Below are 24,471 nucleotides of genomic sequence, written 5' to 3' on the forward strand. Positions count from 1 at the left end.
CTCTCGGGGGAGCGGGGAGGCCCCGCGACACGAGCCCGGCCGCGGGCCTCGTGTCAATGCGGGCGGCCGCTCGCGCGGCCGCCCGGGTCGGTCGCGGTTACCAGGTCATCCGCACGCCGCCATAGACCGAGAGCGGCTGGACCAGGGTGGTGGTGCGGGGGTCGTTCAGCACGTAGCGGCCGGCGAAGTTGTTGCTCGGCTCCAGGAAGGTGCCGAAATTGGCGTAGCGGTTGTTGAAGAGGTTGGTGACCAGACCGAAGACCTGCACGGTCGGCGTCAGCTGGAAGCTGGTGTTGAGGTTGGCGGTGAAGTAGGCCGGCAGCTTGCGATTGAGGTTCGATTCGTCGCCGCGGAAGTAGGACGACGAGAACGCCTGCATGTTCATGCCGAAGCGCCATTGCGGGGTGATGGCGTAGTCGAACCCGGCCTTGAACTGGTGGTCGGGCACCAGCGGCACCTTGTTGCCCGGGCGCACGGTGATCAGCCCGTCGTCGGCGAGCGGGTTGTTGGGCGAGGACAGGTCGCCGCGGAACTGGAAGGTGGCGTCGATCAGCGCGTAGTTGGCGTAGAGGCTCAGGCGCTCGGTGACGTACTCGGCCGCGACCTCGATGCCCTGGCGCCGGGTCGCCGGCACGTTGACGTAGTAGCCGCGCGCCGCGTTGCCCGGCACCGCGACCTGCAGGATGTCGTTGGTGAGATCCGTGCGGAAGGCGCCGAGCTTGTAGTTGAGGAGCCCGCCCTCGTAGAAGTTCGGCACCGCGCCGCGGAAACCCACCTCGTAGGTGCGGGCCTCGACCTGGCGCAGCGGCGGGTCGGCGACGAGGGAGTTCGGCAGCAGGCAGGGCCGGTTCGGGTTGGCGCAGGCGAGCTCGAGCGGCGTCGGCGCCCGGTTGGACTCGGAATAGCCGCCGTAGAGGTTCAGCCAGTCGTAGAACCGGTAGGTCAGGCCGGCGACCGGGTTGATGCGGTTGAAGTAGTGCGTGCCGGTGACATCGGGCGAGAAGCCGGTCAGGTCCTGGGTCGCGATCCGGGCGAAGTTCAGCCGCGCACCGGCGGTGAGCGAGAGCCGGTCGGTCACGTCGAACGTGTCGAGGGCGTAGAGGCCCATGTAGAGGTTCGAGCCGGTGACCTGGCTCGGCGCGATGCCGAGCGCGCCGGCGGTGCGGATCGGCCCGACCCCGAGGCCGGGAATCGTGCCGTAAGTGGGGTTGAGCGGGTTGGTGGTGATGCTCAGGTCGGGGTTGATCACGCCGAGCGTGCTCGCCGACTTGAAGCTGTAATCCGCGACGTCGATGCTGCCGCCGACGATGAAGGTGTTGCCGTGATCGAAGATCCGGTCGCGGTTGGTCGCCTGCAGGCTGCCGCCGTAGCCCGTCGCCTCGGTCCGCACGGTGTCGAGGGTGCCGTAGGGGATGCCGGACCGGAACGGGATCCGCTGGTTCTGCGGCCCGAGGATCAGGAACTGGTTGCGGAACTGCGCCTGGGTCTGGCCCGCCGACGGCGAGAAGCCGTCGTCCTCGAAGCAGAGATTGCCGCGGAAATTGCTCTGCCGGCTGCAATTCTCGAAGTTGCCGTCGTTGCCGTCGACGTATTGCTGGCTGAAGCGGCGAACGTAGGCGTTGCCCGACAGGTCCCAGGTCGGCGAGAGGTTGACCTTGCCGGTGACCTGGATCTGGCCGACCTCGGTGCTGGTGGTCTGGGGATAGGTGAAGATCGCCCGCTGGTCGACATGGGTGAAGTCGACCGGGGTGGCGGCGGCGGCGCCGAAGAACGTCTTGGCGCCCGAGGCGATGACGTGGAACTCGGAATCGAGGGTGCGGTGGCCGATATCGGCGTAGACCCGGCCGATCTCGGAGGGCGAGTTGTAGCGCCAGCCGGCGTCGCGCAGGCCCTCGCCGGCGAAGTAGAAGCTCCAGGGGCCGATCACCTCGCCGTATTGCAGGGTGCCGAGGATGCGGCCGTCCGAGCCGCCCATCACCGAGACTTCCTTGCCCTGCCAGGTGAAGCCGTTCTTCATCTCGATGTTGACCGCGCCGCCGAGCGCGTTGAGACCGAAGATCGGGTTGCCGGTGACGATGTCGATGCGGTTGATCGCGACCTGGGGGATCAGGTCCCAGTTCACGACGTCGCCGAAGGCCTCGTTGATGCGGGTGCCGTTCTGGTAGACGGCGAGGCCCTGCGGCGCGCCCTGGAGCGGCGAGGCGTCGAAGCCGCGATAGGTCAGGGTCTGGCGGAAGCTGTTGCCCTGGCCGTCGGACAGGTTCACGCCCGGCGTGGTGCGGGCCAGCGTGAAGGTCGGGTCGAGGGTGGCGCGGTCCTGCTCGAACTTCCTGGCCGTCACGGTCTCGACGGTGAACGGCACCTTGGCGAGAGGCAGCGCGCCGCCGCCCTCGATCCGCTCGCCCGTGGCCGAGCGGCCGGTGCCGCCGGAGCCGGCCACCGGCGTCACCGGGACGACGTCGATCGTCTCGAGGGCGATGGTGCCCTGCGCCGCCGCCGGCCCGGCGAGCCCCGCCGAGACGAGAGCCGTCGTGACCAGAAATCCCCAGCGCGCCGCCGCCTTGCCCGACATGCTTCCCCGCCCGATTCGTCTTTGCCGCGCCGTCCGGCGCGTTCCCCGTCGAGAGGGATAGCGAGCTTCACCGTTCCGCCGCAATCCCGTCGGACGGGGCATTGCGCGTTCCGGTAGTCATGGGGCAGACTTCCCGGTGGAACGTCGCCCATAGTGACCCAGCGGCAACAATCCGACCGGCAGCAGAAATCTCGTACGGGAATATCTGGCAATCTTTTTTGCTTGAATATCCCGGTCGATCGACTGATGTCAGCCTTGCCCCAGCGCGGCGACCGCCTCCGCCCCGGTGAGCGGCGCGTCGTCCCACTGCGCCGGCCGGTGGATCGCCTCGCGCAGCATCGCCTTGTAGATCTGGCGCGGCACCTCCTCGGCGCCGAACTGGGCGAGATGACTGGTGACGAACTGGGCGTCGAGCAGGGTGTAGCCGCCGCGCTTCAGCCGGGCGGCGAGATGGACGAGCGCCACCTTCGAGGCGTCGCGGGCGATGTGGAACATGCTCTCGCCGAAGAACGCCGCTCCGAGCGAGACACCGTAGAGCCCGCCGACCAGGGTCCGGGGCTCGCCGGCATAGACCTCGACGGTGTGGCAATGGCCGAGATCGAACAGCTCGCCGTAGAGCGCGCGGATGCGGGCGTTGATCCAGGTCCGCGCGCTGTCGCGGCGCGGCGCGGCGCAGCCCTCGATCACCGCGTCGAAGTCGCGGTCGGTCACCACCTCGAAATCGCCTTTGCGCACCGTGCGGGCGAGTCGCTGGCCGAGATGGAACCGGTCGAGGGGCAGGATGCCGCGCTCCTTCGGCTCGACCCAGTACAGGGTCGGGTCGTCCGCGTCCTCCGCCATCGGGAAGATGCCGGCGGCGTAGGCCTTGAGCAGGATCTCGGCGGTGATCTCGACGTTCAGGCTGCCGTGCATCGACGGGGGTTCCGGGCCGGGCGCGCGGAAGGGGCCGTCCCTCCCGGGCCCGCGCCCTGGCAAAGGTAGGGCGCGGCTCGCCGCGCGACGAGAAACGGCCCGCGGCTCGGGGCCGCGGGCCGTTTTCCCCTGTGCGGAGCGGCGGGCGGCCGCTCCGGTCCGATCAGTTCGACGGACCGCCGGCGGTGTTGCCGAGATTCGGGTTCAGGCGGCTCGGCATCGCGGCGTTGCCGCCCTTGGCCGAATCGAACTCGGCCTCGACGGTGTTGCGGCCGACGCCGCCGACGGCGGCCGGACGATACGGGTTCACCACCGTGCCGGTGGTGAGCGGGTCGACCACCGGGGCGACCGGGCTCGGGAGCACCGTGGTCTGGGCGAGGGCGGGGGTGGCCAGCAGGGCGGCCACGGCGGCGAGCTTGATCACGCGCATCGTCAGTCTCTCTCGGCTCTGGATTGTCTCACTACGGCCGTGACTGGATCCGTTCACTGCCTGACGCAGAGATGATCCGGTATGTCCCTGCCGTTGTTGCCTGAAGAACCGACGAGGCGCGGCGCCGTTCCGCAACGCCTGCGAAAAAATTGTGTCCGACGGATTGCTGCGGCGCGGCGACCGGATGCGCGAAGGGGCGCCGGCAGGCGCCCCTTCGGTTTCGTCCGCGCGATCCGTGCCCGACGCCCGTCAGGCGACCTCGAGCCCGCCGGTCTTGAGGAATTCCTCGAGCCAGTGGATGTCGTAGAGGCCGTTCTGGATGTCGGCGTTGCGCACCAGGGTGCGGAACAGCGGCAGCGTCGTGTCGACGCCCGCGACCACGAACTCGTCGAGCGCCCGGCGCAGGCGCATCAGGCACTCGTTGCGGGTGCGACCGTGGACGATGAGCTTGCCCATCAGCGAATCGTAGTGGGGCGGGATGCGGTAGCCCTGGAACGCCGCCGAATCGACCCGCACGCCGAGGCCCCCCGGCGGGTGGAAGTAGGTGATGGTGCCCGGCGAGGGCCGGAAGGTCGCCGGATGCTCGGCGTTGATCCGGCACTCGATGGCGTGGCCCTCGACCCGCACGTCCTCCTGGCGCACCGACAGGGGGGCGCCGGCCGCCACCCGGATCTGCTCGTTGACGAGGTCGATCCCGGTGATCATCTCGGTAACAGGGTGCTCCACCTGGATCCGAGTGTTCATCTCGATGAAGTAGAACTGCCCGTCCTCGTAGAGGAACTCGATCGTGCCGGCGCCGAGATAGCCCAGCTCCTGCATCGCCCGGGCGACCGTGCCGCCGATCTGCTCGCGCATCTCGGCGTTGAGCGCCGGGGAGGGGCCCTCTTCCCAGACCTTCTGGTGGCGGCGCTGCAGCGAGCAATCGCGCTCGGCGAGGTGGATGGCGTTGCCGCGGCCGTCGCCGAGCACCTGCACCTCGATGTGGCGCGGCTTCTCGAGATACTTCTCGAGGTAGACCGCGTCGTCGCCGAAGGCGGCCTTCGCCTCGGTGCGGGCGGTCATCAGCGCGTTCTCGAGGTCGGCCTCGCTGCGGGCGACCTTCATGCCGCGGCCGCCGCCGCCCGACGCCGCCTTGATCAGCACCGGGTAGCCGATGTCGGCGGCGATGCGCTTGGCCTCGTCGGTGTCGGTGACGCCGCCCTCGGAGCCCGGCACGCAGGGGATGCCGAGGCGCTTGGCGGTGCGCTTCGCCTCGATCTTGTCGCCCATCACGCGGATGTGCTCGGCCTTCGGGCCGATGAAGCCGATGCCGTGGTGGTTGAGCACCTCGGCGAAGCGCGCGTTCTCCGACAGGAAGCCGTAGCCCGGATGCACCGCGTCGGCGCCGGTGATCTCGCAGGCGGCGATGATCGACGGGATGTTGAGGTAGCTGTCGCGGGCCGGCGGCGGGCCGATGCAGACGCTCTCGTCGGCGAGCCGCACGTGCATGGCGTCGGCGTCGGCGGTGGAATGCACCGCCACGGTCGCGATGCCGAGCTCCTTGGCGGCCCGCAGGATCCGGAGCGCGATCTCGCCCCGGTTCGCGATCAGGATCTTGTCGAACATGGGATCTTGTCGAACATGGGCGCCCAAGCAGGTTTCGCAGAAGTGGCCGCCGGTCTCGCGAGAAAACCTGCGGCGGAACGAGAATCGAAGCGGATCTGCCCCGGCACGCCGAGGCGGATCCGCCGGGCGGTTCTACGCGGCGGTCACTCGATCAGCAGGAGGGGCTCGCCGAACTCGACCGGCTGACCGTCCTCGATGAAGATCGCCGTCACGGTGCCGGCGCGGGGCGCCACGATGTCGTTGAAGGTCTTCATCGCCTCGACGAGCAGCACCCGGGCGCCGCTCTCGACCCGCGAGCCGACCTCGACGAAGGTCTTCGCCTCCGGCGAGGGCTTGCGGTAGGCGGTACCGACCATCGGCGACAGCACGGCGCCCGGATGGGCGGCGAGCGCCTTCGGGTCGGATTCGGCGGAGAGGACCGGGGCGGCGGCGGGGATCGCGGCGGCCGGCAGGGCGGGGGCCATGGCGGCGGCGACCGGCATCTGGACCTGCTGCACGATCCGCTCGCGGGCGACGCGGATGCGCAGGTCGCCCTTCTCGACCTCGATCTCGCTGAGATCGGTCTCGGCGATCAGGGTCGCGAGCTCGCGAACGAGATCGGGGTCGAAGGGGTCATGCTTGTTGTTGGAGGGCACGGCGGTCTTCGGCAATCGTGAAGGAGGGGCGGGGTGGCCCGCCGGGACCCGCCTGTCGGACGACGCGGGGGCGCGGTCTCGTCCGGCGGGTGATCGGCGGGCCTCTTAGACCATGCGGCCGGCGCGCGATAGGGGCGCCGGACCGGGACGGTCCCGGGGCGTCAGCAGGTGGCGTGGCCGCACTGGCGGACGCCGGCCACCGTCTTGCGGATCGGATCGACGCCGACGGCGCCCGGGATGATCTCGTCGCCGATGATGAAGGCCGGGGTGCCCGACAGGCCGAGCTTGTCGCCCAAGCCCACGTTCTCCTGCAGGGCCGCCTGGATGTCGGGGGCCTGCATGTCCTTCTGCAGCTTGGCGATGTCGAGGCCCATCTCCTTGGCCACCGCGATCGCCCGCTCGCCGTTCACCCGGCCGCGGCTCTCCAGCAGGCGGGTGTGGTAGTCGAACAGCTTGTCGCCCTTGAGCTGCTGCTTGGCGGCGAGCGCCACCTTGCTGGCCTCGAGCGAATCCGGGCCGAGCACGGGGAAGTCGCGCAGGACCACCTTCAGCTTCGGGTCGCCCTTGATCAGGGTCTGCAGGTCGTTGAGCGCCCGCTTGCAGTAGCCGCAATTGTAATCGAAGAACTCGACCAGGGTGACGTCGCCGTTCGGGTTGCCGGCGACGAAGCCGTGCGGCGAGTTGTGCAGGGTGTCGCGGGTTTCCTTCAGGGCGCTGGCCTGGGCCACCTTCTGGGCCTCCTGCTGGCGCTTCTCCAGCTCGGCCATCGCCTCCTGCAGCACTTCCGGGTTCTTGAGCAGGTAGTCCCGCACCACGCCCTCGATCGCCTGGCGCTGGACGTCGGTCATCGCGGCGGCGGGGGCGGCCTGGCTCGGGGCGGCCGGCGTGGTCGTCGGCGACTGCGCCTGCGTCGGGGCGGCGGCGGCGACGAGGCCCGCGACGGCGAGGGCAGGCAGAAGGCGGGGCAGGGGCAGCATCGTCGTCCTCTCGGGGTCGTCCGGCATCGGCGGAGCGCAATCCTCGCGCGCTCCTTGAGCCGCCGGTTAGGCGGTTTCGCGGCAATCTTGTCAAATCACGCCTGCGCCGGCCGCGGGGCGCAATCTCCGGCGAATCCCGCTATGTGCGGGGGCGCACCCGAGACCCCGCTGCCAAGGCCCGCCATGTCCGATCCCGACACCCTCGTCTCTCGCCGCGCCGCCCGCGTCGCGCCCTTCCTGGCGATGGACGTGCTCGCCGCCGCGGCCCGGCGCGAGCGGCAGGGCGGCAGCGTCGTGCACATGGAGGTCGGCCAGCCCTCGGCGCCGGCGCCGCGGAGCGCCATCGCGGCGGCGCAGGCCGCGCTCGGCACGGGCCGCATTCCCTACACCGAGGCGCTCGGCATCGCCCCCTTGCGCGAGCGGATCGCCCGCCACTACGCCGAGGCCTACGGCGTCGCGGTGGCGCCGGAGCGGGTCGTCGTCACCACCGGCTCGTCGGCGGGTTTCGTGCTCGCCTTCCTGAGCCTGTTCGATGCCGGCGGGCGCGTCGCCATCGCGGCGCCCGGCTACCCGGCCTACCGCTCGGTGCTCCAGGCCGTCGATCTCGAGCCGGTGGGCCTCACCCTGCGGGCCGAGGACGGCTTCGTGCCGACGGCCGACGCCCTGCGGGCCGCGCACGCGGCCGCACCGCTGTCCGGCCTGCTGGTGATGAGCCCGGCCAACCCCTCGGGCACGATGATCGACGAAGCGGGCCTGCGCTCCCTCGCCGGGGCCTGCCGCGAGATGAACCTGCGCTTCATCTCGGACGAGATCTATCACGGCCTGACCTACGGCGGGCCCGCCGCCACCGCGCTCGCGGTCGACGCGGATGCGGTCGTGATCAACTCGTTCTCGAAATACTACTGCATGACCGGCTGGCGCATCGGCTGGATGGTGGTGCCCGACGCCCTGGTGCGGCCGATCGAGCGGCTCGCCCAGAACCTCTACATCTCGGCCCCCTACCTGTCGCAGGTCGCCGCGCTCGCCGCCTTCGAGGCGACCGAGGAGCTGGAACTGGTCAAGGCCGACTACGCCCGGGCGCGGTCGGTGCTCCTCGGCGAATTGCCGGGCCTAGGCCTCGGCGACGTCCACCCGGCCGACGGCGCCTTCTACCTCTACGCCGACGTCGCCCGGCTCACCAACGACTCGATCGGCTTCTGCCGCCGGATGCTCGAGGAGGCCGGCGTCGCGGCGACACCGGGCCTCGATTTCGACCCGGAGGCCGGCGCGCATCACCTGCGCCTCTCCTTCGCCGGCGGCGAGGCCGAGGCGCACGAGGCGGTGCGGCGGCTGAAGGGCTGGCTACGCTGAACGGAGAATCGTCGATGAGCGACCTGCATCGGAGCGACCTGCATCCCGCCGCCGCGACCGGCTTCGCCTCGGGCGCCGGGACCTACGCCAAGGGGCGGCCCGACTACCCGGCCGCCCTGACCGGCTGGCTGCGCGAGACCCTGCGCCTCGCGCCCGGCCGGACGGTCGCCGATCTCGGCGCCGGCACCGGCAAGTTCACCGGGCTCCTCGCCGCCACCGGCGCCGCCGTGACGGCGATCGAGCCGGTCGACGCCATGCGGGCCCGCCTCGCCGCCGCGCTCCCCGGCGTGACGGCGCGCGCCGGCTCCGCCGAGGCGATGCCCCTCGCCGACGGCAGCCTCGACGCCCTCGTCTGCGCCCAGGCCTTCCACTGGTTCTCGACCGAGGCGGCGCTCGCCGAGATCCGCCGGGTGCTCGCGATCGGCGGCCGGCTCGGCCTCGTCTGGAACGTCCGCGACGAGGCGACGCCCTGGGTGCGGGAGCTGACGGCGATCATGAACGCCCACGAGGGCGACGCGCCGCGCTACCACACCGGGGCGTGGCGGACCCTGTTTCCGGCCGAGGGCTTCGGCCCGCTGCACGAGGCGGTGTTCCCGCACGGCCATACGGGGAGCCCGGAGCAGGTGATCCTCGACCGCACCCTGTCGGTGAGCTTCATCGCGGCGCTGCCGGAGGCGGACCGGGCGCGGGTGGCGCAGGCCGTGCGCGACCTGATCGCCCGGACGCCGGACCTCGCCGGACGGGCGGAGGTGACCTTCCCGTACCGGACGCATGTCTACTGGTGCGAGCGGCGGGCCTGATCCGCCGCGCGTTCCGACGGTCTCCAACGTCGTCCCGGGGGCCGCGAAGCGGAATCCGGGCCGACGGGGAGCGGCTTGAACCGGTACCCGTGGGGAACAGACGTCACTTCGGTGCCGGCGCGCCCGCCCCGAAATGGTCCGCGAGCTGCGCGCCCGTATAGGTCTCCGAGAAGCTCTCGGCCCGCTCCGGCAGCATGGTGGCGTCCCAGGCGGTCCAGGCCGACTGCAGCCGCGCGAAATCCTCCGGGCGCCGGGCCTTGAGGTTCGCCCGCTCCAGCGGATCGGCGACCACGTCGAACAGGAAGGTCTGGTCGCGGATCTTGAGGTATTTCAGGTCGCCGTCGCGCATCGCGGCTTGCGCGTTGGCGCGGTAGCGCCAGAAGAAGGTGCGGGGCCGCTCCGGCGCCTGCCCGGTCAGGATCGGCAGGAGGTCGATGCCGTCGGGCGGACAGCCCGGATCCGGCGCGGTGCCGGCGGCGGCGAGCAGGGTCGGCAGCCAGTCCATGGTGATCATGGCCTGGTTCGACACCTGGCCGGCCTTCAGCCGCCGCGGCCAGGAGACGAGGGCCGGGATGCGCAGGCCGCCCTCCAGCAGCTCGGTCTTGCGGCCGGTGAACGGCCAGGTATCCGAGAAGCGCTCGCCGCCGTTGTCGCTCGTGAACACCACGATCGTGTCCTCGGCGACGCCGTTCGCCTCCAGGGCGTCGAGGACGCGGCCGACCTGGATATCCATCTCCGCCACGATGCGCCGGTAGGTCGCCTGGGTGCCGCCGTCGAAGTGGCGCAGGTTGCTGCCCGCGATGCGGCGCGACTCGGCCTCGTCCTCGGGAGCCTCCCAGGGCCAGTGCGGCGCGTTGAAGTGCAGGCTGAGGAAGAACGGCCGCCCGGCCTTCGCCGACGCCGCGATCGTCTCGACCGCGTGCCGGCCCAGCAGGTGGGTGGCGTAGCCGACCTCCTCGATCCGCACGTCGCCGTCCCACAGGTCCGGCTTGTCGTCGGTGCCGCGGTGGCTGAAGTAGTCGATCGTGCCGCCGCGAAAGCCCCAGAACGCATCGTAGCCGCGCTGCAGCGGTCCGCAATCCCGCACGCTGCCGAGATGCCACTTGCCGACGAGCGCCGTGCGGTAGCCGGCCTGCCGCAGCAGGCCCGGCAGGGTCGGCTGCTCCGCCGGCAGGCCGCCGGCGAAGCGGGTCGTGACCGGCTCCTCGAGCCCGACGGGCAGGCGGTACTGGTAGCGCCCGGTGATGAGGGCCGTGCGGGTGGCCGAGCACACCGCCGAATTGGCGTAGGCCTGCGTGAAGCGCACGCCCGTCGCGGCGATCCGGTCGATCTGCGGGGTGGCGAGATCGGGCCGGCCGTAGGCGGCGATGTCGGCGTAGCCGAGGTCGTCCGCCATGATGAAGACGATGTTCGGCCCTTGCGCCGCCCGGGCCGCCCGCGGTCCGGCAAGCGACGCCGCCCCGGCGGCCGCGCTGCCCAGCACGCGCCTGCGCGTCATGCCCGTCATCGTCCGCCCTCCGGTGCGCGTTCCTCCCGGCCAGGCTACGGGGCGGCGCACCGGCGGGCAACCGGGCGGTCAGCCGGCGGCGGCGCGCTCCAGGGCCGCGACGTCGATCCGGACCATGTCCTGCATCGCCGCGAAGACCCGGGCGGCGCGGGCCGGGTCCGGATCGGCGAGGAGGCGCGGCAGGATCTCGGGAAAGACCTGCCAGGGCACGCCCCAGCGGTCGCGCAGCCAGCCGCACTGGATCTCGGCGCCGCCCCCGTCGAGCAGGCCCTCCCACAGCCGGTCGATTGCGGCCTGGTCCGGGCAGGCGACGGCGATCGAGGCGGCGGTGCCGTACTCGGCCCGGGTCCCGCCGTTCAGGGCCTGGAAGCGCTGCCCGCCGAGGGTGAACGCCACCAGGATCGCGTCGCCGGGCGCGCCCCCGGGCCACGGCCCCGGCGCGCGCAGGATCGATTCGATGCGCGAATCCGGAACCAGGGAGACGTAAGTACGCACCGCCTCCTCGGCGTCGCGCGCGAACCACAGGCAGGTGCCGACCTTGGCCATGATGCGTCTCTCCCGTCGTCAGAGCCGGGCCGCGAGGGCGGCGAGCTGGTCGGTGCAGCGGCCCCAGCCGTCGTGGAAGCCCATCGCCTCGTGGGCGGCGCGGTCCTCCGCATTCCAGTGCCGGGCGAGCGCCGTGTAGCGGGTGCCGCCGCCCTCGGGCGCGAAGGTGATGATGCCGGTGAAGAACGGCTTCGCCGCCGGCTCCCAGGCGTGCGTATAGGCGTCGGTGAAGACGATGCGGGCATTCTCGACCAGGTCGAGATAGACGCCGGCACTGGCGAACTCGGCGCCGTCCGGGCCCCGCATGACGATGCGGGTGGACCCGCCCGGGCGGGGATCGGTCTCGGCGTCCGCGACCGTGAAGGGGTGGGGGGCGAACCACCGCTTGAGCAGCGCCGGCTCGGTCCAGGCCCGGTAGAGCGCGGCCAGCGGGGCGGGGATCAGGCGGGTGAGGACGAGGTCGCGTCCGGTCGGATCGGTCATCGGCGGGCTCCCGGCGGGGGCAGGGGGGGACGGGGGACCGGCCGCGACCGGTCCCGGCGACGGCTCAGCGCTTCTGCTGGTTCATTGCCCAGACCACCCCGAAGGGGTCGCGCAGCTGGCCGTAGCGGTCGCCCCAGAACATCTCGGCCGGAGGCATGACGGCGGTGGCGCCGGCCTCGACGGCGTGGGCGTAGCGGGCGTCGATGTCCTCGACCATCAGGGTCAGGGTGAAGGCCTGCGGCGCCTGGAGCGCGCAGCCATGCTCCGGGAAGGCGTCGCTCAGCATCAGCGACGAGCCGTTGACGTCGAGGTGCACGTGCGGCGTGCGCCCCTGGGGATCGGCCGGCATCGCCGCGACGATCTCGGCCCCGAAGGCGCGGACGTAGAACTCGGCCGCCTTCAGGGCGCCGTCCAGCATCAGGTAGGTGACGAGGCCGCCCTTCACGGGCGCCATGGTGGGGGTGTCGCTCATGCGGTCCTCTCCTCTCGCGTCGGGCCGGCTCTCGCTACGGCCTCGCTTGCCAGGACGTGCGGGCCGGGCCGTCCCCGACAGCCCCGCCCGGATTTTTTTCGGATGCGTCGGATGCGTCCCGGGCCAGCCGGTCGAGCTGGCGGCGGATATGCGCGGCCTCGGCCGGGGTCGCGGCGAGCGCGATCGCCCGCCCCATCGCCTCCCGCGCCTCGTCGCTCCGGCCGAGCTGCATCAGCAGGGCGCCGCGCAGGCCGTGGAAGTGGAAGTAGCCGTGCAGCGCCCCGGCCAGGGGCTCGACCAGCGCGAGCCCGGCCGCCGGGCCGGCGACCTTGGCGCTCGCCACCGCGCGGTTGAGGGTGACGACCGGCGAGGGCTGCATCCGCTCGAGCGCGGCGTAGAGCGCGTCGATCCCCGCCCAGTCGGTGTCCCGGGCCCGCGCGGCGCGGGCGTGCAGCGCCGCGATCGCGGCCTGGACCTGGTAGGGGCCGGGCCTGCGGTGGCGCATCGCCTTGTCGACGAGGGCGAGCCCCTCGGCGATCATCGGCCGGCGCCAGAGCCCGCGATCCTGGTCGTCCAGGAGGACGATCTCGCCGTCGGCGTCGAAGCGCGCCGGCGCGCGGGCGTGCTGGAGCAGCATCAGGGCGAGCAGCCCCATCACCTCGGGATCGGCGGCGAACAGGCGCAGCAGCAGCCGGCCGAGGCGGATCGCCTCGTCGCAGAAGGCCGCCCGCTCCGAGCCGGTCGCGGCGGAGTAACCGGCATTGAAGACGAGGTAGAGCATCGCCGCGACGGCCGCGAGCCGCTCCGCCCGCTCGGCCGGCCCCGGCGCGCCGTAGGGCACCGGGCTGCGGGCGATGCGCGCCTTGGCGCGGGTCAGGCGCTGCTCCATCGCCGCCTCGCTCACCAGGAAGGCGCGGGCGACGCGGGCGACGGAGAGCCCGGAGACGACCCGCAGGGCGAGGGCGACCTGCTGCGTCGCCGGCAGATCCGGGTGGCAGCAGGTGAACAGGAGCCGCAGGACGTCGTCGCGGTAGTCCCGCGCGTCGATCGCCTCGACGAGCGGCGTCTCGGCATCGTCGAGATCCGACGCCGGATGGTCCGGGAGCGCGTCGTCGGCGGGCAGCGGCGCCTCGCGTGCGAGGCGGCGCCGGCCGTCGAGGGCGGCGTTGCGCCCGACGAGGATCAGCCAGGCGGCGACGTCCCGCGGCGGCCCGGTCCGGGGCCAGGTCCGCAGCGCGCGCAGGCTCGCCTCCTGGAAGGCCTCCTCGGCGGTGTCGAGATCGCGGAACGCCCGCAGCAGGGCGGCGAGCACCCGCGGCCGCGCCGCCGCGAGGGCGGCGGCGAGCCAGGCGGCGTCGGGCGAGGCCTCGCTCATCCGGCTTTCCGGGGATCGGGATTGTAGAGCAGGACCGGCCGCAGCTCGTAGGCGCCGCCGGGATTGGCGGCGGCGAGGTCGCGGGCGATGGCCAGCGCCTCGTCGAGGTCGGCGACGTCGACGACGTAGAAGCCGAGCAGCTGCTCCTTCGTCTCGGCGAAGGGGCCGTCGATCACCAGGGGCGGGTCGCTCGCCTTGCGCAGGGTGGTGGCCGCGGTGGTCGGCAGGAGCCGCAGCGAGGGCCCGAGCTTGCCCCGGCGCTCCAGGTCCTCATGGACGCGGCCGAGCCGCTCCATCACCGCGCCGTCCTCCGCCGCGCTCCAGGCGGCGACGACGTCCTCGTCCTTGTAGCACAGGATGGCGTAGAGCATGGCGGATCCCCCTCTCGTCGCAAGGACGCGCGACGCGGCCCGACTCAGACGAGGATCGCCGAAATATCCGCCCGCGGCGACCGGGTCCGCGGGGCGCCCCGATCAGGGCCGTGCGATGCCCCCGGCGCTGTCCACCATCGTCCTGGCGGCGGCCTCGAAGGCCTGGAAGGCCGGGATCGCCTTGTCCCAGGCATGCACCGCCAGGGCCTCGGTCATCGCGGCGGCGTGACGCCGCGCCTCGGCGCCGGCGGCGAGCAGCCGGGCGGCGGCCGGATCGGCGGCCTCCAGCCCGAGATCCGCCGCGGCCTCGCCGAAGGGCGGCACCGCCTCGCCCGCGGCGCCGAGCCCGACGAGGGCGGCCGCGAGGCGGCGCTTCCAGGCGCCGACATCCGCCGGCAGGCGCACGAGCGCGTAGGCCGGCAGGCCCCGTCCCGCACCGGCATCGAGCGCCGCCTTCGCGGCGGTCTCGGCCCGGACCAGGATCGCCATCAGCCCGTCGATCTCGGTGCGGGTCTTCTGCGCCTTGCCGGCGACGCCCTGGACGCCGGCCGAGATCTCGGCGGTGGCCGATTCCTGCTGGCCCAGCACGTCGGCGAGCGCCCGGATCCCCTCCGCCGAGCGGGCGACGGCCTCGCCTTCCTGCATGACGCGAGCCTCGACGCGGGCGACCGCGGCGGTGCCGCCCGCCACCGCCTGGCGGCTCTCGGCCACCGCGGCCTGGATGGCGGCGAGCTCCTGCAGCAGCACCGCGAGGCGGCCGCGGATCTGCTCGGTCGCCCGGGCGGTCTGGCCGGAGAGCTGCTTGACCTCGGCGGCCACCACGGCGAAGCCGCGGCCCGCCTCGCCGGCCCGCGCCGCCTCGATTGTCGCGTTGAGCGCGAGCAGGTTGGTCTGGCTCGAGATCGCCTCGATCGTGCCGGCCATCTCCTGGATCTGGAGCGCGGCGCCCTCGAAGCCGGTCAGGCGCTGCTCGATCTGCCCGGCATGGGTCTCGATCGCCGCCATGGTGCCGCTCGCCTCGCGCATGTCCGCGGCGCAGGCCGCGATGCCGGCACTCGCCTGGGCGGCGAGGTCGGCGCTGGCCTGCGAGCGGCCGGCGAGCTCCCGGGTCGAGGCGGCGACCTCCTCGACCGCCGCCGCCATGGCGCGGGTCTGCCCGGCGATCTCGCCGGCATCGTGGGTCATCCAGCCGAGGACCGTGGCGCCCTCCGAGGCGTCGGCCGCGACCCGGGCGACGCTGGCGAGGTCCGCGGCGGCGCCCTCCCGCATCTGGCCGAGGAGCCGCCCGAGGGCGACGGCGAGGCGTCCGCTCCCGGGCGCCGCTCCGGCCTCTCCGGCCCGGTCGACGAGACCGGCGAGGCGGTCCTCGACCATCTCCGGCGTCTCGGTCGGAGCGGGTGGAGGCGTGCGGCGGGAGCGGAACATGGCGGTAGCTCTGACGAGGGCAACAGGATCATTTCCCGTACCTCGCGTATCGGTTCGGTTAACGCTGACCCTGACCCTGCGTCTAGCGGGTTAGGTGACCCTAGGTCATTGATCGCGCGTTCGAATCGTCGACTCTCCGGCGGCGGCGGCCACGCCGCACGACCGGGTTCTGCACGCATTCCGTGCAGCGGCGTAAGGCCGCAACGAAACGGGCCGCGCCCCTCCCGGAACGCGGCCCGCCTCGCTTGCATCGGTTCATCGCCCGGACCGGGCGACGCCCGGTCCGCCGGCGGTCACTCGCCGCCGATCGCCGCCTTGGTGCGGGACCACCAGCCGGCCCGCTTCGGACGATCCGGATCGGGCGGGGTCAGCACGACCGCGACCGGCTCGGGCTCCGGCACGGCGGCCGGGGCCTCGGCAGCGGGCTCGGCCGCCGCCTCGGAACCCTGGCCGGGCTCCGTCGTCGGCTCGGACGATCCGGCGGGAGCCTCGATCGCCTCGACGGTCAGGGCCTCGCGCTCGACGGCCGGGAGGTCCGGCGCCGCGACCGGGCCGCCGACGGCCTCGGGACCCGAGCCGGCGATCTCGTCGAGGGCGACGATCTCCTCGGCCAGGGCATCCTGCACCAGGCTGCCGCCGGCCTCGCCCGGCTCGGACCCGGCCACGACCTCGTCGCCGATCGACCCGCCGGTCTCCTCGAAGCGGTCGCGCCCGCGGCCGCCGCGGCGGCCGCGCCGGCGCCGCCGGCTCAGGGCCTCCTCGCGGCTCTCGCGCTCGGGAGCGGCGCCGTCCTCGGTGATCGGGATCGACACCGCCTCGTCCACGGCGCCCTCGGCCGCGGCCTCCTCGGTCTCGCCCTCGGCATCGCCGGCCTCGCCGCGCTCGCCGCGGCCGCGACGGCGGCGACGGCGGCGGCGGCGCTTGCCCCCGCCCTCGTCCTCGCCGCGCGGCGCACCCTCGGCGGCCTCGTCGTCGGTCTCGGTCTCGATCTCGGCCTCGTCGCCTTCGACCTCGGCCTCGGCCTCGCCGGTCTCCTCGACGATCTCCTCGTCCTCGTCATCCTCCTCGAGCGGCGGCGGCAGCACCGCCTCGGCGCGGATGCTGGTCACCGGGCGCGGCTCGATCCGCTGGGCCGGCTCGCCGCGCTCGAGGTGGAAGGCCGAGGTAGCGGCGAGCCGCTCGTCGGCCGCGATGATGATCGCGGCACCGTACCGGGCCTCGAGCTCGTGCAGGTGGGCGCGCTTCTGGTTGAGGATGTAGAGCGCGACCTCGGTCCGGGTGCGCAGCACCAGGTTGTGGCTGCTCGACTTGATCAGCGCCTCCTCGATCGCCCGCAGGATCAGCAGGGCCACCGAGGCGGTCGCCCGCACGAAGCCCGAGCCGCCGCAATGCGGGCAGGGCACCGAGGACGATTCGAGCACGCCGGTACGGATGCGCTGGCGCGACATCTCGAGCAGGCCGAAGGGCGAGATCCGGCCGACCTGGATGCGGGCACGGTCGTTCTTCAGGCACTCGTTCAGCTTCTTCTCGACGGCGCGGTTGTTCCGCTTCTCCTCCATGTCGATGAAGTCGATGACGATGAGGCCGGCGAGGTCGCGCAGGCGCAGCTGGCGCGCCACCTCCTCGGCGGCCTCCAGGTTCGTCTTGAGCGCGGTGTCCTCGATGTCGTGCTCGCGGGTGGCGCGCCCCGAGTTCACGTCGATCGAGACCAGCGCCTCGGTCGGGTTGATGACGAGGTAGCCGCCCGAGCGCAGGGAGACGTGGTTGGAGAACATCGCATCGAGCTGCTGCTCGATCCCGAAGCGGGCGAAGAGCGGCGACGGGTCGCGGTAGGGCTTCACCACCTTCGACTGCGTCGGCATCAGCATCCGCATGAAGTCCTTGGCCTCGCGGTAGGCGTCGTCGCCCGCGACCAGAACCTCGTCGATGTCCTTGTTGTAGAGGTCGCGGATGGCGCGCTTGATCAGCGAGCCTTCCTCGTAGACGAGCGCCGGCGCCGAGGACGACAGCGTCAGCTCGCGCACGCTCTCCCACAGCCGCATCAGGTACTCGAAGTCGCGCTTGATCTCCGGCTTGGTGCGCGAGGCGCCGGCCGTGCGCAGGATGACGCCCATCCCCTCGGGCACCTCGAGGTCGGTGGCGATCTCCTTCAGGCGCTTGCGGTCGGCCGCGCTGGTGATCTTGCGCGAGATGCCGCCGCCCCGGCCGGTATTGGGCATCAGCACCGAGTAGCGGCCGGCCAGCGACAGGTAGGTGGTGAGCGCCGCGCCCTTGGTGCCGCGCTCCTCCTTGACGACCTGGACCAGGATGACCTGGCGGCGCTTGATCACCTCCTGGATCTTGTAGTGCCGGCGCGGGGTGCGGGGGCGCTCGGGGATCTCGGCCAGCGCGTCGCCGCGGCCGCCGACCTGCTCGACGACGGCCTCCTCGTGATCGTCCTCGTCGTCGTCCTCGCCGTCCTCGTCCTCGTCCTCGTCGGACTCGTCCTCATCCTCGTCCGCGTCGTCGTCCTCGTCCGAATCGTCGTCCTCGTCGGACTCGTCCGCATCCTCGTCGGCCGCGATCTCCGCGGCATCGACCGGCTGCGAGGCGGCGACGGGCTGGGGCAGGGCGGCCTCGACGGGCGCGTCCGTCCCGGCGGTCTCGGTGGTCTCGGCGGTCTCGTCGACGCCGGTCCCGACGGCAGCGGGCTCCGCCGACACGGCGGCGGCGATCGCCGCCGGGGTCTCGGCGCCGGCCTCGCCCTGCACCGGGGCGGCCTCGTGCTCGGCGGCGGGCGCCTGCTGCGCCGAATCGGGCTGCACCGCGTCGTGCTGCACGACGGCCTCGTCGGCCTGGACCGCGACCGGCGCATCGACGGACGACCCGTGCGGCTCGGCCGCCGGGGTCTCGCCGGCCGAGGCGGTCTCCTGCGCCGGGTGCTCGCCGCCCTCGGCCTCGAAGCCCTCCGGCCGCGGGGCCTCCTGCGCGAAGGTCTCCTGCTCCAGCGTCTCCCGGGGATGCGCGTCCTGCCAGCCGCTCTCCCGGGTGCCGGTCTCGTGGGCGCCGCTCTCCTGGGCACCGCTCTCCTGGGCGCCGTGCTCCTGCGCCTCGTCGGCGGGAGCGCTCACCACGGCGTCGGCCGGGCGCGAGGAGGCCTCGGCCCGGCGGCCGCGCCGGCGCCGGCGCCGCGGCTGGTCGCCGCGCTCCTGGCGCTCGCCGCGCTCGCCGCGCTCCTGGCGCTCGGGACGCTCCTCGTGCTCGCGCTCGGCCCGCGCCTCCTCCTCGAGGAGCGCCATCCGGTCGGCGATCGGGATCTGGTAGTAGTCGGGATGGATCTCGCTGAAGGCGAGGAAGCCGTGGCGGTTGCCGCCGTACTCGACGAAGGCGGCCTGCAGCGACGGCTCGACCCGCGTGACCTTGGCGAGATAGATGTTGCCCCGCAGCTGGCGGCGGCTAGCGGATTCGAAGTCGAATTCCTCGATCTTGGAACCCTTGACCGTCACCACCCGAGTTTCCTCCGGGTGGGCGGCATCGATGAGCATCTTGTTGGCCATGACGAACTTTCGGCATGGCGATCGACGGCAGCGCCGCGGGACGGGGCCATCCGGGAACAGGCCGTGAGGCTGTGCGCCTCAGGGAGCCTGGCCGTGCGCGGGAGGACGAGCCTCCGTAGTCCGGTGCCGCCCCGGGCGCGGAAACCCGTGCCGGGTGGGCTCTCCCGTGCCGTGCCCGGTCGGGCGCGGCGGATGATGTCGTGCGGGGGGTGCCGTCAATCGCCGCTGCGCGCATCCACGCGCGCGAGGGGTTGACGATGGCCGGGGGCAGGGAGCGCGGACGGGCGCGACGCCGGACGCGCGCGCCGGGGACGGCAGCTTCGAAATCCGAGGCTGTGCGTCCACGCATACTCCCACCGACCTTTCGAATCGAGGCGCCGGGACACGAGGGTCCGGCCGCCGGTAAAAACGGGCGACGACGTTGGCGAACGCCGCCGCGGATCAGCGACACCTGCCCGGCTCGCGAGATCGTCGGACGATCCGCCGGCGGCCGGCCTGCGCCGAAGCCGCTGCTGGAGCGCCCGGGCGAGCCCGTGGGCCGCGGCGAGAAGCCGGCGGCAACGGGCAGGGGTCATCATCATTACAGAGTGTCCGGCGGAATTTGCAAGCATCATTGCCGGGGGAACGACCCGCCTCCCGTCCTCCGCCTGTCCCTTCTTCGCCACAGCCGGGCGACGGCGATCCGAACGGCTTTGCGATGCGTTAACCATGACGCGGTTATCGCGTAACTGGGATGCCGCCTGAAGTCGCCGCGAGACCATGCCGACACGCGCACGTCCGATCCGCCCGATGCTCCGCGCCGTCGCCCTGGCGGCGGCCTGCCTCGCCCTGCCCGCCGCCGGCCTCGCCGCCGACCAGGCGGTCCAGGACCGTCCCGCTCAGGACCGTCCGGCTCAGGACCGCCCCGCGGTGGCGATCGCCGCCGAGACGGCGGCGGCCCCGGAGGGCGGCACCCGCCTGACCGTCGTGCTGTCGCGGCCCGTCGAGGCCCGGGCCTTCGTCATGGAGCGGCCGGACCGGGCGATCGTCGACCTGCCGGAGGTCAACTTCCAGCTTCCCCCCGAGGCCGGGCGCAAGCGCGACGGCCTCGTCGCCTCCTACCGCTACGGGCTGTTCGCCCCCGGCCGCTCGCGCATCGTCATCGACCTCGCCCAGGCCGCCACCGTGGCGCGGGTCGCCACCACGACCCGCCCGCGGGACGGGGCGACCCTGCTGACCGTCGATCTCGCCCGCGCCGACCGCGAGGCGTTCCGGCGCGCGGCCCAGCCGCCCGAGCCCGCCCGCCCGGCGGGCCCGCCGGCCCGCGAGGCGGGCGATTCGCGTCCCCTCGTCATCGTCGATGCCGGCCACGGCGGCATCGATCCGGGTGCCATCGCGGGCAACGGGGTCTTCGAGAAGGACATCGTGTTCGGGGTCGCCCAAGGGCTGGTGCAGCGGCTCGAGGCCGGCGGGCGGTTCCGGGTGCAGATGACCCGCGACCGCGACGTGTTCGTGCCCCTGGCCGAGCGGGTGCGCATCGCCCGCGACGCGCGGGCCGACCTGTTCGTGTCGATCCACGCCGATTCGATCTCGGCCGCCCCGCAGGTGCGCGGCGCCACGATCTATACCGGCTCGGAGAAGGCCACCGACGCCGCGTCGGCCCGGCTCGCCGACCGCGAGAACAAGGCGGATGCCGCCGCCGGCGCCGACCAGGGCGACGGCCCGGGCGACGTCGCCGACATCCTGCAGGAGCTGACCCTGCGCGAGACCCGCGGCTTCTCCGCCCGGTTCGCCCAGGGGCTGCTCACCCGCCTCTCCGGCGTGATGGAGATGAGCGTGAAGCCCCACCGCGAGGCGGGGTTCCGGGTGCTGCGCTCGCCCGACGTGCCCTCGGTGCTGGTCGAGCTCGGCTACCTGTCGAGCAAGCGCGACCTCGACCTGCTGCTCTCCGACGAGTGGCGGGCCCAGGTCACGGCGCAGATGGCCGGGGCGATCGAGACGTTCTTCGCCGCCCGCCTGCCCCCCGCCGTCACCGCCCGCGGGGCGGAGGCGCCCGGCGCCGGCCGCGCCGCCCAGATCGGCCGCGCCGCGCAGATCGCGCCGGGCCAGATCGGACCCGCCCCAGTTTCACCATAGATCCCGTGTCGATAGAGCCCCGTCGGCCCCTCGCTGTCCTGGATTTCGCGTTCCTCCTCCGCTAAGCGCGGGTGCGGCAGCGCGTCGTCGTGACGGTCGCGTTCTCGTGAGGAGCCGTGCCCGGGCGTGGCCTCCGCCACCTGTCTCGGGCTACAGAGCAGGCCTTACGGGCCGTGCGGCATCATCGACGGATCGGGTTTCGATGCGCTTCATCCTCCGCTTCTTCGGCTTCCTGTTCAGCATCGGCGCGATGGCGGTCGTCGTCGGTGCCGCGGCGGGCGGCTACTTCTTCTGGAAGTACTCGCGCGACCTGCCCGACCACGCGGCGCTCGCCAACTACGAGCCGCCGGTGATGACCCGCGTCCACGCCGCCGACGGCAGCCTGCTCGCCGAGTATGCCCGCGAGCGCCGGCTCTACCTGCCGATCCAGGCGATGCCGAAGATCGTCATCGCGGCCTTCCTGTCGGCCGAGGACAAGAACTTCTACAAGCACGGCGGCATCGATCCCGAGGGCATCGTCCGGGCGGCCCTGACCAACGCCTCGAGCGGCAAGAAGCAGGGCGCCTCGACCATCACCCAGCAGGTCGCCAAGAACTTCCTCTTGTCGAGCGAGCAGACCTTCGACCGCAAGATTCGCGAGGCGCTGATCGCGCTGCGCATCGAATCGACCTACTCGAAGGACAAGATCCTCGAGCTCTACCTCAACGAGATCTTCCTCGGCACGATCGTGCCGGGCCGCAACCTGCACGGCATCGCGGCCGCCGCGCTCGACTATTTCGGCAAGTCGGTGCACGAGCTGACGATCCACGAGGCGGCCTATCTCGCGGCGCTGCCCAAGGGCCCGAACAACTACCACCCCTACCGCCGCACCCAGCAGGCGCTTGCGCGCCGCAACGAGATCATCGGCCTGATGGCCCAGAACGGGTACATCACCAAGGAGGAGGCCGAATCGGAGCGCAAGCTGCCGCTCGGCGTCAACCCGCGCTCCGTCTCGCCGAACACCGCCAACGCGAACTACTTCGCCGAGGAGGTCCGGCGCGAGATCTCCGAGCGCTACGGCGAGAAGAAGCTCTACGAGGGCGGCCTGTCGGTGCGCACCACCCTCGACCCGAAGATGCAGGCGATGGCCCGCAAGGCGCTCGTCGACGGCCTGGTGCGCTACGACCAGGCCCGCGGCTGGCGCGGCGCCAAGACCCGGGTCGAGCTCGCCGGCCGCGACTGGGGCATGGCGGTGGCCGAGGTGCCGGCGCTCGGCGACGTGCAGCCCTGGCGGCTCGCGGTGGTGCTCGACACCTCGGGCGGGCGGGCGACGATCGGCCTGCAGCCGAAGCGCGAGAGCTCGGGGCAGGTCTCGAAGGACCGCGAGACCGGCCTGATCACGGCCGAAGGCGTGCGCTGGACCGGCCGCGGCGTCGCCGCCGCGCTCAATCCCGGCGACGTCGTCTATGTCGAGCGGCTGGAGGGCGCGGGCAACGCCTACCGGCTGCGCCAGATCCCCGAGGTGTCGGGCGCCATCGTGGCGATGGACCCCTATACCGGTCGCGTCCACGCGATGGTCGGCGGCTTCTCCTACGACGAGAGCGAGTTCAACCGCGCCACCCAGGCGATGCGCCAGCCCGGCTCGTCGTTCAAGCCGATCGTCTACTCGGCGGCGCTCGACAACGGCTACACCCCGTCCTCGCTCGTGCTCGACACGCCGATCACCATCGAGGCGGGCCCCGGCCAGGAGGCCTGGACCCCGACGAACTACGGCGGCAAGGCCGGCGGGGGCCCCCACACCCTGCGCTACGGCATCGAGCACTCGAAGAACCTGATGACGGTGCGGCTCGCCAAGGACGTCGGCATGCCGTTGATCGCCGAGTACGCCCGCCGCTTCGGCGTCTACGACGACATGCTGCCGGTGCTGCCGATGTCGCTCGGCGCCGGCGAGACCACCGTGATGCGGATGGTCACCGCCTACTCGATGCTCGACAACGGCGGCCGGCGCATCCGCCCGACCCTGATCGACCGGATTCAGGACCGCAACGGCGAGACCATCTACCGCCACGACACCCGCAAGTGCATCGGCTGCGACGCCGACAAGTGGTCGGGCCAGGACGAGCCGAAGCTGGTCGACGATTCCGAGCAGGTCCTCGACCCGCTCACCGCCTACCAGATCGTCTCGATCATGGAGGGCGTGGTCCAGCGCGGCACCGCCACGATCCTGAAGGAGATCGGCAAGCCGCTCGCCGGCAAGACCGGCACCACCAACGACTCCAAGGACGCCTGGTTCGTCGGCTTCTCGCCCGACCTCGCGGTGGGCATCTACATCGGCTACGACAAGCCCCGCTCGCTGGGCGACAGCGCCACCGGCGGCGGGCTCGCCGCCCCGGTCGCCCGCGACTTCCTGAAGGCCGCCCTGAAGGACAAGCCGCCGACGCCGTTCCGCGTGCCCCCGGGCATCAAGCTGATCCGCGTCAACCTCGCCTCCGGCACCCGCGCCGGCGGCTCGGAGGGCGGCATCCTCGAGGCGTTCAAGCCCGGCACGGCCCCGCCCGACAGCTACTCGGCCCCGGCCAGCGCCCAGCCGGCGGCGCCGGCGGCGGTGCCGGCCGATGCGGACCGGGCGGCCCAGGCGGGCGGGCTGTACTGAGGTCTCCGCTCACCCCATGTTCCCGACTGTGCTACGATGCGTAGCAGAGTCGGGGACGTGGCAGATGTCGATCATCGCGAAAATTCGTGAGCAGGACGGCGCACGTGTCGTGACCTTGCCGAGCGAACTCCTGGAGAGCATCGGCGCCGGTGTGGGGACAGCACTCGCGCTGAAGGTGAAGGACGGCGCGATCGTCGCGGTGCCGATTCCCGAGCCTGCATCTCAGAGACGGCGACGCTATACGATGGCCGAACTTCTCGTCGGTGCCGAGCATCTGCCCGAGATCTATGAAGGAGTTGCCGGTGCGCTCGATGGTGAGCCAGCCGGACGTGAGCTGGGCTGATGGGGCCTCGCCCGAGAGCTCCGAAGCGCGGTGAGATCTACTCCATCGATCCCAATCCGGTCGTCGGACGCGAAATGCGAGACCGGCACTACTGGATCGTTTTGACGCCCGAAGCGGTGAACGTCCACGGTGTTGCGGTTGCCGTGGTAATTTCGACGGTTGCGGCCGGAGCGCGCGCTGCCGGGCTCGCCGTACCGGTCCGCGGGGGCGGTGTGACGGGCGTCGCCATCTGTACGCACCTGCGCAGTTTCGATCTCCGCTCCCGTCTGGCGGATGATTCGGCGCGCCTCGCAGGCACCGTCGATGCCGCGACCGTCGATGAGATCGCAGCCCGGGTGGCGAGTTTGTTCGATCCCGAGCCGGGCGCCTGAGAGCGCCCCGCCGT

20 protein-coding genes are annotated in these 24,471 nt (G+C 72.4%); 6 read left to right on the forward strand and 14 right to left on the reverse strand.

The window, feature by feature from the left end:
- Positions 1–97: 97 nt before the first annotated feature.
- From A5481_RS05375 to A5481_RS05400, 6 genes are all read right to left on the reverse strand, one after another.
- On the reverse strand, positions 98–2,572 hold the full coding sequence (locus A5481_RS05375; RefSeq protein WP_048436717.1) for a TonB-dependent receptor: 2,475 nt from the start codon (positions 2,570–2,572) through the stop codon (positions 98–100).
- Positions 2,573–2,821: 249 nt separating this feature from the next.
- The gene (gene aat, locus A5481_RS05380; RefSeq protein WP_048436716.1) at positions 2,822–3,484 is read right to left on the reverse strand and encodes a leucyl/phenylalanyl-tRNA--protein transferase; all 663 of its coding nucleotides are present in this window, start codon (positions 3,482–3,484) and stop codon (positions 2,822–2,824) included.
- A gap of 163 nt (positions 3,485–3,647) precedes the next feature.
- Positions 3,648–3,914 (reverse strand): hypothetical protein, encoded by a 267-nt coding sequence (locus tag A5481_RS05385; RefSeq protein ID WP_048436715.1) that lies wholly within the window; start codon positions 3,912–3,914, stop codon positions 3,648–3,650.
- A 249-nt stretch (positions 3,915–4,163) separates the two neighbouring features.
- Positions 4,164–5,519, reverse strand: coding sequence for an acetyl-CoA carboxylase biotin carboxylase subunit (gene accC, locus A5481_RS05390; RefSeq protein WP_048436714.1), 1,356 nt, complete (start codon positions 5,517–5,519; stop codon positions 4,164–4,166).
- 143 nt (positions 5,520–5,662) lie between these two features.
- Positions 5,663–6,154, reverse strand: coding sequence for an acetyl-CoA carboxylase biotin carboxyl carrier protein (accB, locus tag A5481_RS05395; protein ID WP_064503811.1), 492 nt, complete (start codon positions 6,152–6,154; stop codon positions 5,663–5,665).
- Positions 6,155–6,315: 161 nt separating this feature from the next.
- Positions 6,316–7,131, reverse strand: a complete 816-nt coding sequence (locus A5481_RS05400; RefSeq protein WP_048436673.1) for a DsbA family protein — start codon at positions 7,129–7,131, stop codon at positions 6,316–6,318.
- Positions 7,132–7,314: 183 nt separating this feature from the next.
- Between A5481_RS05400 and A5481_RS05405 the strand changes: the two genes are divergently transcribed.
- Both A5481_RS05405 and A5481_RS05410 read left to right on the forward strand, forming a co-directional pair.
- Positions 7,315–8,481, forward strand: a complete 1,167-nt coding sequence (locus A5481_RS05405; protein WP_048436672.1) for an aminotransferase class I/II-fold pyridoxal phosphate-dependent enzyme — start codon at positions 7,315–7,317, stop codon at positions 8,479–8,481.
- A gap of 14 nt (positions 8,482–8,495) precedes the next feature.
- Positions 8,496–9,281, forward strand: coding sequence for a class I SAM-dependent methyltransferase (locus tag A5481_RS05410; RefSeq protein WP_048436671.1), 786 nt, complete (start codon positions 8,496–8,498; stop codon positions 9,279–9,281).
- Positions 9,282–9,384: 103 nt separating this feature from the next.
- Here the strand turns inward: A5481_RS05410 and A5481_RS05415 are convergent, their stop codons facing one another.
- From A5481_RS05415 to A5481_RS05450, 8 genes are all read right to left on the reverse strand, one after another.
- On the reverse strand, positions 9,385–10,779 hold the full coding sequence (locus A5481_RS05415; RefSeq protein WP_048436670.1) for a sulfatase family protein: 1,395 nt from the start codon (positions 10,777–10,779) through the stop codon (positions 9,385–9,387).
- Positions 10,780–10,857: 78 nt separating this feature from the next.
- Positions 10,858–11,334: a VOC family protein gene (locus A5481_RS05420; RefSeq protein ID WP_048436669.1), complete on the reverse strand. Its 477-nt coding sequence runs from the start codon at positions 11,332–11,334 to the stop codon at positions 10,858–10,860.
- Between the two features lie 18 nt (positions 11,335–11,352).
- On the reverse strand, positions 11,353–11,817 hold the full coding sequence (locus A5481_RS05425) for an SRPBCC family protein (RefSeq protein WP_064503812.1): 465 nt from the start codon (positions 11,815–11,817) through the stop codon (positions 11,353–11,355).
- Between the two features lie 64 nt (positions 11,818–11,881).
- On the reverse strand, positions 11,882–12,289 hold the full coding sequence (locus tag A5481_RS05430) for a VOC family protein (protein ID WP_048436454.1): 408 nt from the start codon (positions 12,287–12,289) through the stop codon (positions 11,882–11,884).
- A 34-nt stretch (positions 12,290–12,323) separates the two neighbouring features.
- Positions 12,324–13,664, reverse strand: a complete 1,341-nt coding sequence (locus A5481_RS05435; RefSeq protein ID WP_048436453.1) for an RNA polymerase sigma factor — start codon at positions 13,662–13,664, stop codon at positions 12,324–12,326.
- A complete protein-coding gene (locus tag A5481_RS05440; RefSeq protein ID WP_048436452.1) occupies positions 13,661–14,035 on the reverse strand; it encodes a YciI family protein in 375 nt (124 codons plus the stop codon). Before A5481_RS05440 ends, A5481_RS05435 begins: the two co-directional genes overlap by 4 nt.
- Positions 14,036–14,137: 102 nt before the next feature.
- Positions 14,138–15,460, reverse strand: coding sequence for a methyl-accepting chemotaxis protein (locus tag A5481_RS05445; RefSeq protein ID WP_064503813.1), 1,323 nt, complete (start codon positions 15,458–15,460; stop codon positions 14,138–14,140).
- Between the two features lie 293 nt (positions 15,461–15,753).
- Entirely contained in the window at positions 15,754–18,996 is a 3,243-nt protein-coding gene (locus tag A5481_RS05450) for an Rne/Rng family ribonuclease (RefSeq protein ID WP_048434956.1), read from the reverse strand.
- Positions 18,997–19,755: 759 nt separating this feature from the next.
- On the opposite strand from A5481_RS05450, the gene A5481_RS05455 reads away from it, so the two are divergent.
- From A5481_RS05455 to A5481_RS05470, 4 genes are all read left to right on the forward strand, one after another.
- Positions 19,756–21,111, forward strand: a complete 1,356-nt coding sequence (locus A5481_RS05455) for an N-acetylmuramoyl-L-alanine amidase (protein ID WP_064503814.1) — start codon at positions 19,756–19,758, stop codon at positions 21,109–21,111.
- A 202-nt stretch (positions 21,112–21,313) separates the two neighbouring features.
- Positions 21,314–23,743, forward strand: a complete 2,430-nt coding sequence (locus A5481_RS05460) for a penicillin-binding protein 1A (RefSeq protein ID WP_064503815.1) — start codon at positions 21,314–21,316, stop codon at positions 23,741–23,743.
- A 64-nt stretch (positions 23,744–23,807) separates the two neighbouring features.
- A complete protein-coding gene (locus A5481_RS05465) occupies positions 23,808–24,086 on the forward strand; it encodes an AbrB/MazE/SpoVT family DNA-binding domain-containing protein (RefSeq protein ID WP_048437595.1) in 279 nt (92 codons plus the stop codon).
- Positions 24,086–24,457, forward strand: a complete 372-nt coding sequence (locus A5481_RS05470) for a type II toxin-antitoxin system PemK/MazF family toxin (RefSeq protein ID WP_048437596.1) — start codon at positions 24,086–24,088, stop codon at positions 24,455–24,457. Before A5481_RS05465 ends, A5481_RS05470 begins: the two co-directional genes overlap by 1 nt.
- The last annotated feature ends 14 nt before the right edge of the window (positions 24,458–24,471 follow it).

Source organism: Methylobacterium platani (assembly GCF_001653715.1).
Classification (GTDB): Bacteria; Pseudomonadota; Alphaproteobacteria; order Rhizobiales; family Beijerinckiaceae; genus Methylobacterium; species Methylobacterium platani.

What these genes read in the sequence shown, in the direction of transcription:
- A5481_RS05375 (WP_048436717.1), bottom strand. Translation starts at nt 2,572, where the DNA reads ATGTCGGGCAAGGCGGCGGCGCGCTGGGGATTTCTGGTCACGACGGCT.
- aat (WP_048436716.1), bottom strand. Translation starts at nt 3,484, where the DNA reads ATGCACGGCAGCCTGAACGTCGAGATCACCGCCGAGATCCTGCTCAAG.
- A5481_RS05385 (WP_048436715.1), bottom strand. Translation starts at nt 3,914, where the DNA reads ATGCGCGTGATCAAGCTCGCCGCCGTGGCCGCCCTGCTGGCCACCCCC.
- accC (WP_048436714.1), bottom strand. Translation starts at nt 5,519, where the DNA reads ATGTTCGACAAGATCCTGATCGCGAACCGGGGCGAGATCGCGCTCCGG.
- A5481_RS05400 (WP_048436673.1), bottom strand. Translation starts at nt 7,131, where the DNA reads ATGCTGCCCCTGCCCCGCCTTCTGCCTGCCCTCGCCGTCGCGGGCCTC.
- A5481_RS05405 (WP_048436672.1), top strand. Translation starts at nt 7,315, where the DNA reads ATGTCCGATCCCGACACCCTCGTCTCTCGCCGCGCCGCCCGCGTCGCG.
- A5481_RS05410 (WP_048436671.1), top strand. Translation starts at nt 8,496, where the DNA reads ATGAGCGACCTGCATCGGAGCGACCTGCATCCCGCCGCCGCGACCGGC.
- A5481_RS05415 (WP_048436670.1), bottom strand. Translation starts at nt 10,779, where the DNA reads ATGACGCGCAGGCGCGTGCTGGGCAGCGCGGCCGCCGGGGCGGCGTCG.
- A5481_RS05420 (WP_048436669.1), bottom strand. Translation starts at nt 11,334, where the DNA reads ATGGCCAAGGTCGGCACCTGCCTGTGGTTCGCGCGCGACGCCGAGGAG.
- A5481_RS05425 (WP_064503812.1), bottom strand. Translation starts at nt 11,817, where the DNA reads ATGACCGATCCGACCGGACGCGACCTCGTCCTCACCCGCCTGATCCCC.
- A5481_RS05430 (WP_048436454.1), bottom strand. Translation starts at nt 12,289, where the DNA reads ATGAGCGACACCCCCACCATGGCGCCCGTGAAGGGCGGCCTCGTCACC.
- A5481_RS05435 (WP_048436453.1), bottom strand. Translation starts at nt 13,664, where the DNA reads ATGAGCGAGGCCTCGCCCGACGCCGCCTGGCTCGCCGCCGCCCTCGCG.
- A5481_RS05440 (WP_048436452.1), bottom strand. Translation starts at nt 14,035, where the DNA reads ATGCTCTACGCCATCCTGTGCTACAAGGACGAGGACGTCGTCGCCGCC.
- A5481_RS05445 (WP_064503813.1), bottom strand. Translation starts at nt 15,460, where the DNA reads ATGTTCCGCTCCCGCCGCACGCCTCCACCCGCTCCGACCGAGACGCCG.
- A5481_RS05450 (WP_048434956.1), bottom strand. Translation starts at nt 18,996, where the DNA reads ATGGCCAACAAGATGCTCATCGATGCCGCCCACCCGGAGGAAACTCGG.
- A5481_RS05455 (WP_064503814.1), top strand. Translation starts at nt 19,756, where the DNA reads ATGCCGACACGCGCACGTCCGATCCGCCCGATGCTCCGCGCCGTCGCC.
- A5481_RS05460 (WP_064503815.1), top strand. Translation starts at nt 21,314, where the DNA reads ATGCGCTTCATCCTCCGCTTCTTCGGCTTCCTGTTCAGCATCGGCGCG.
- A5481_RS05465 (WP_048437595.1), top strand. Translation starts at nt 23,808, where the DNA reads ATGTCGATCATCGCGAAAATTCGTGAGCAGGACGGCGCACGTGTCGTG.
- A5481_RS05470 (WP_048437596.1), top strand. Translation starts at nt 24,086, where the DNA reads ATGGGGCCTCGCCCGAGAGCTCCGAAGCGCGGTGAGATCTACTCCATC.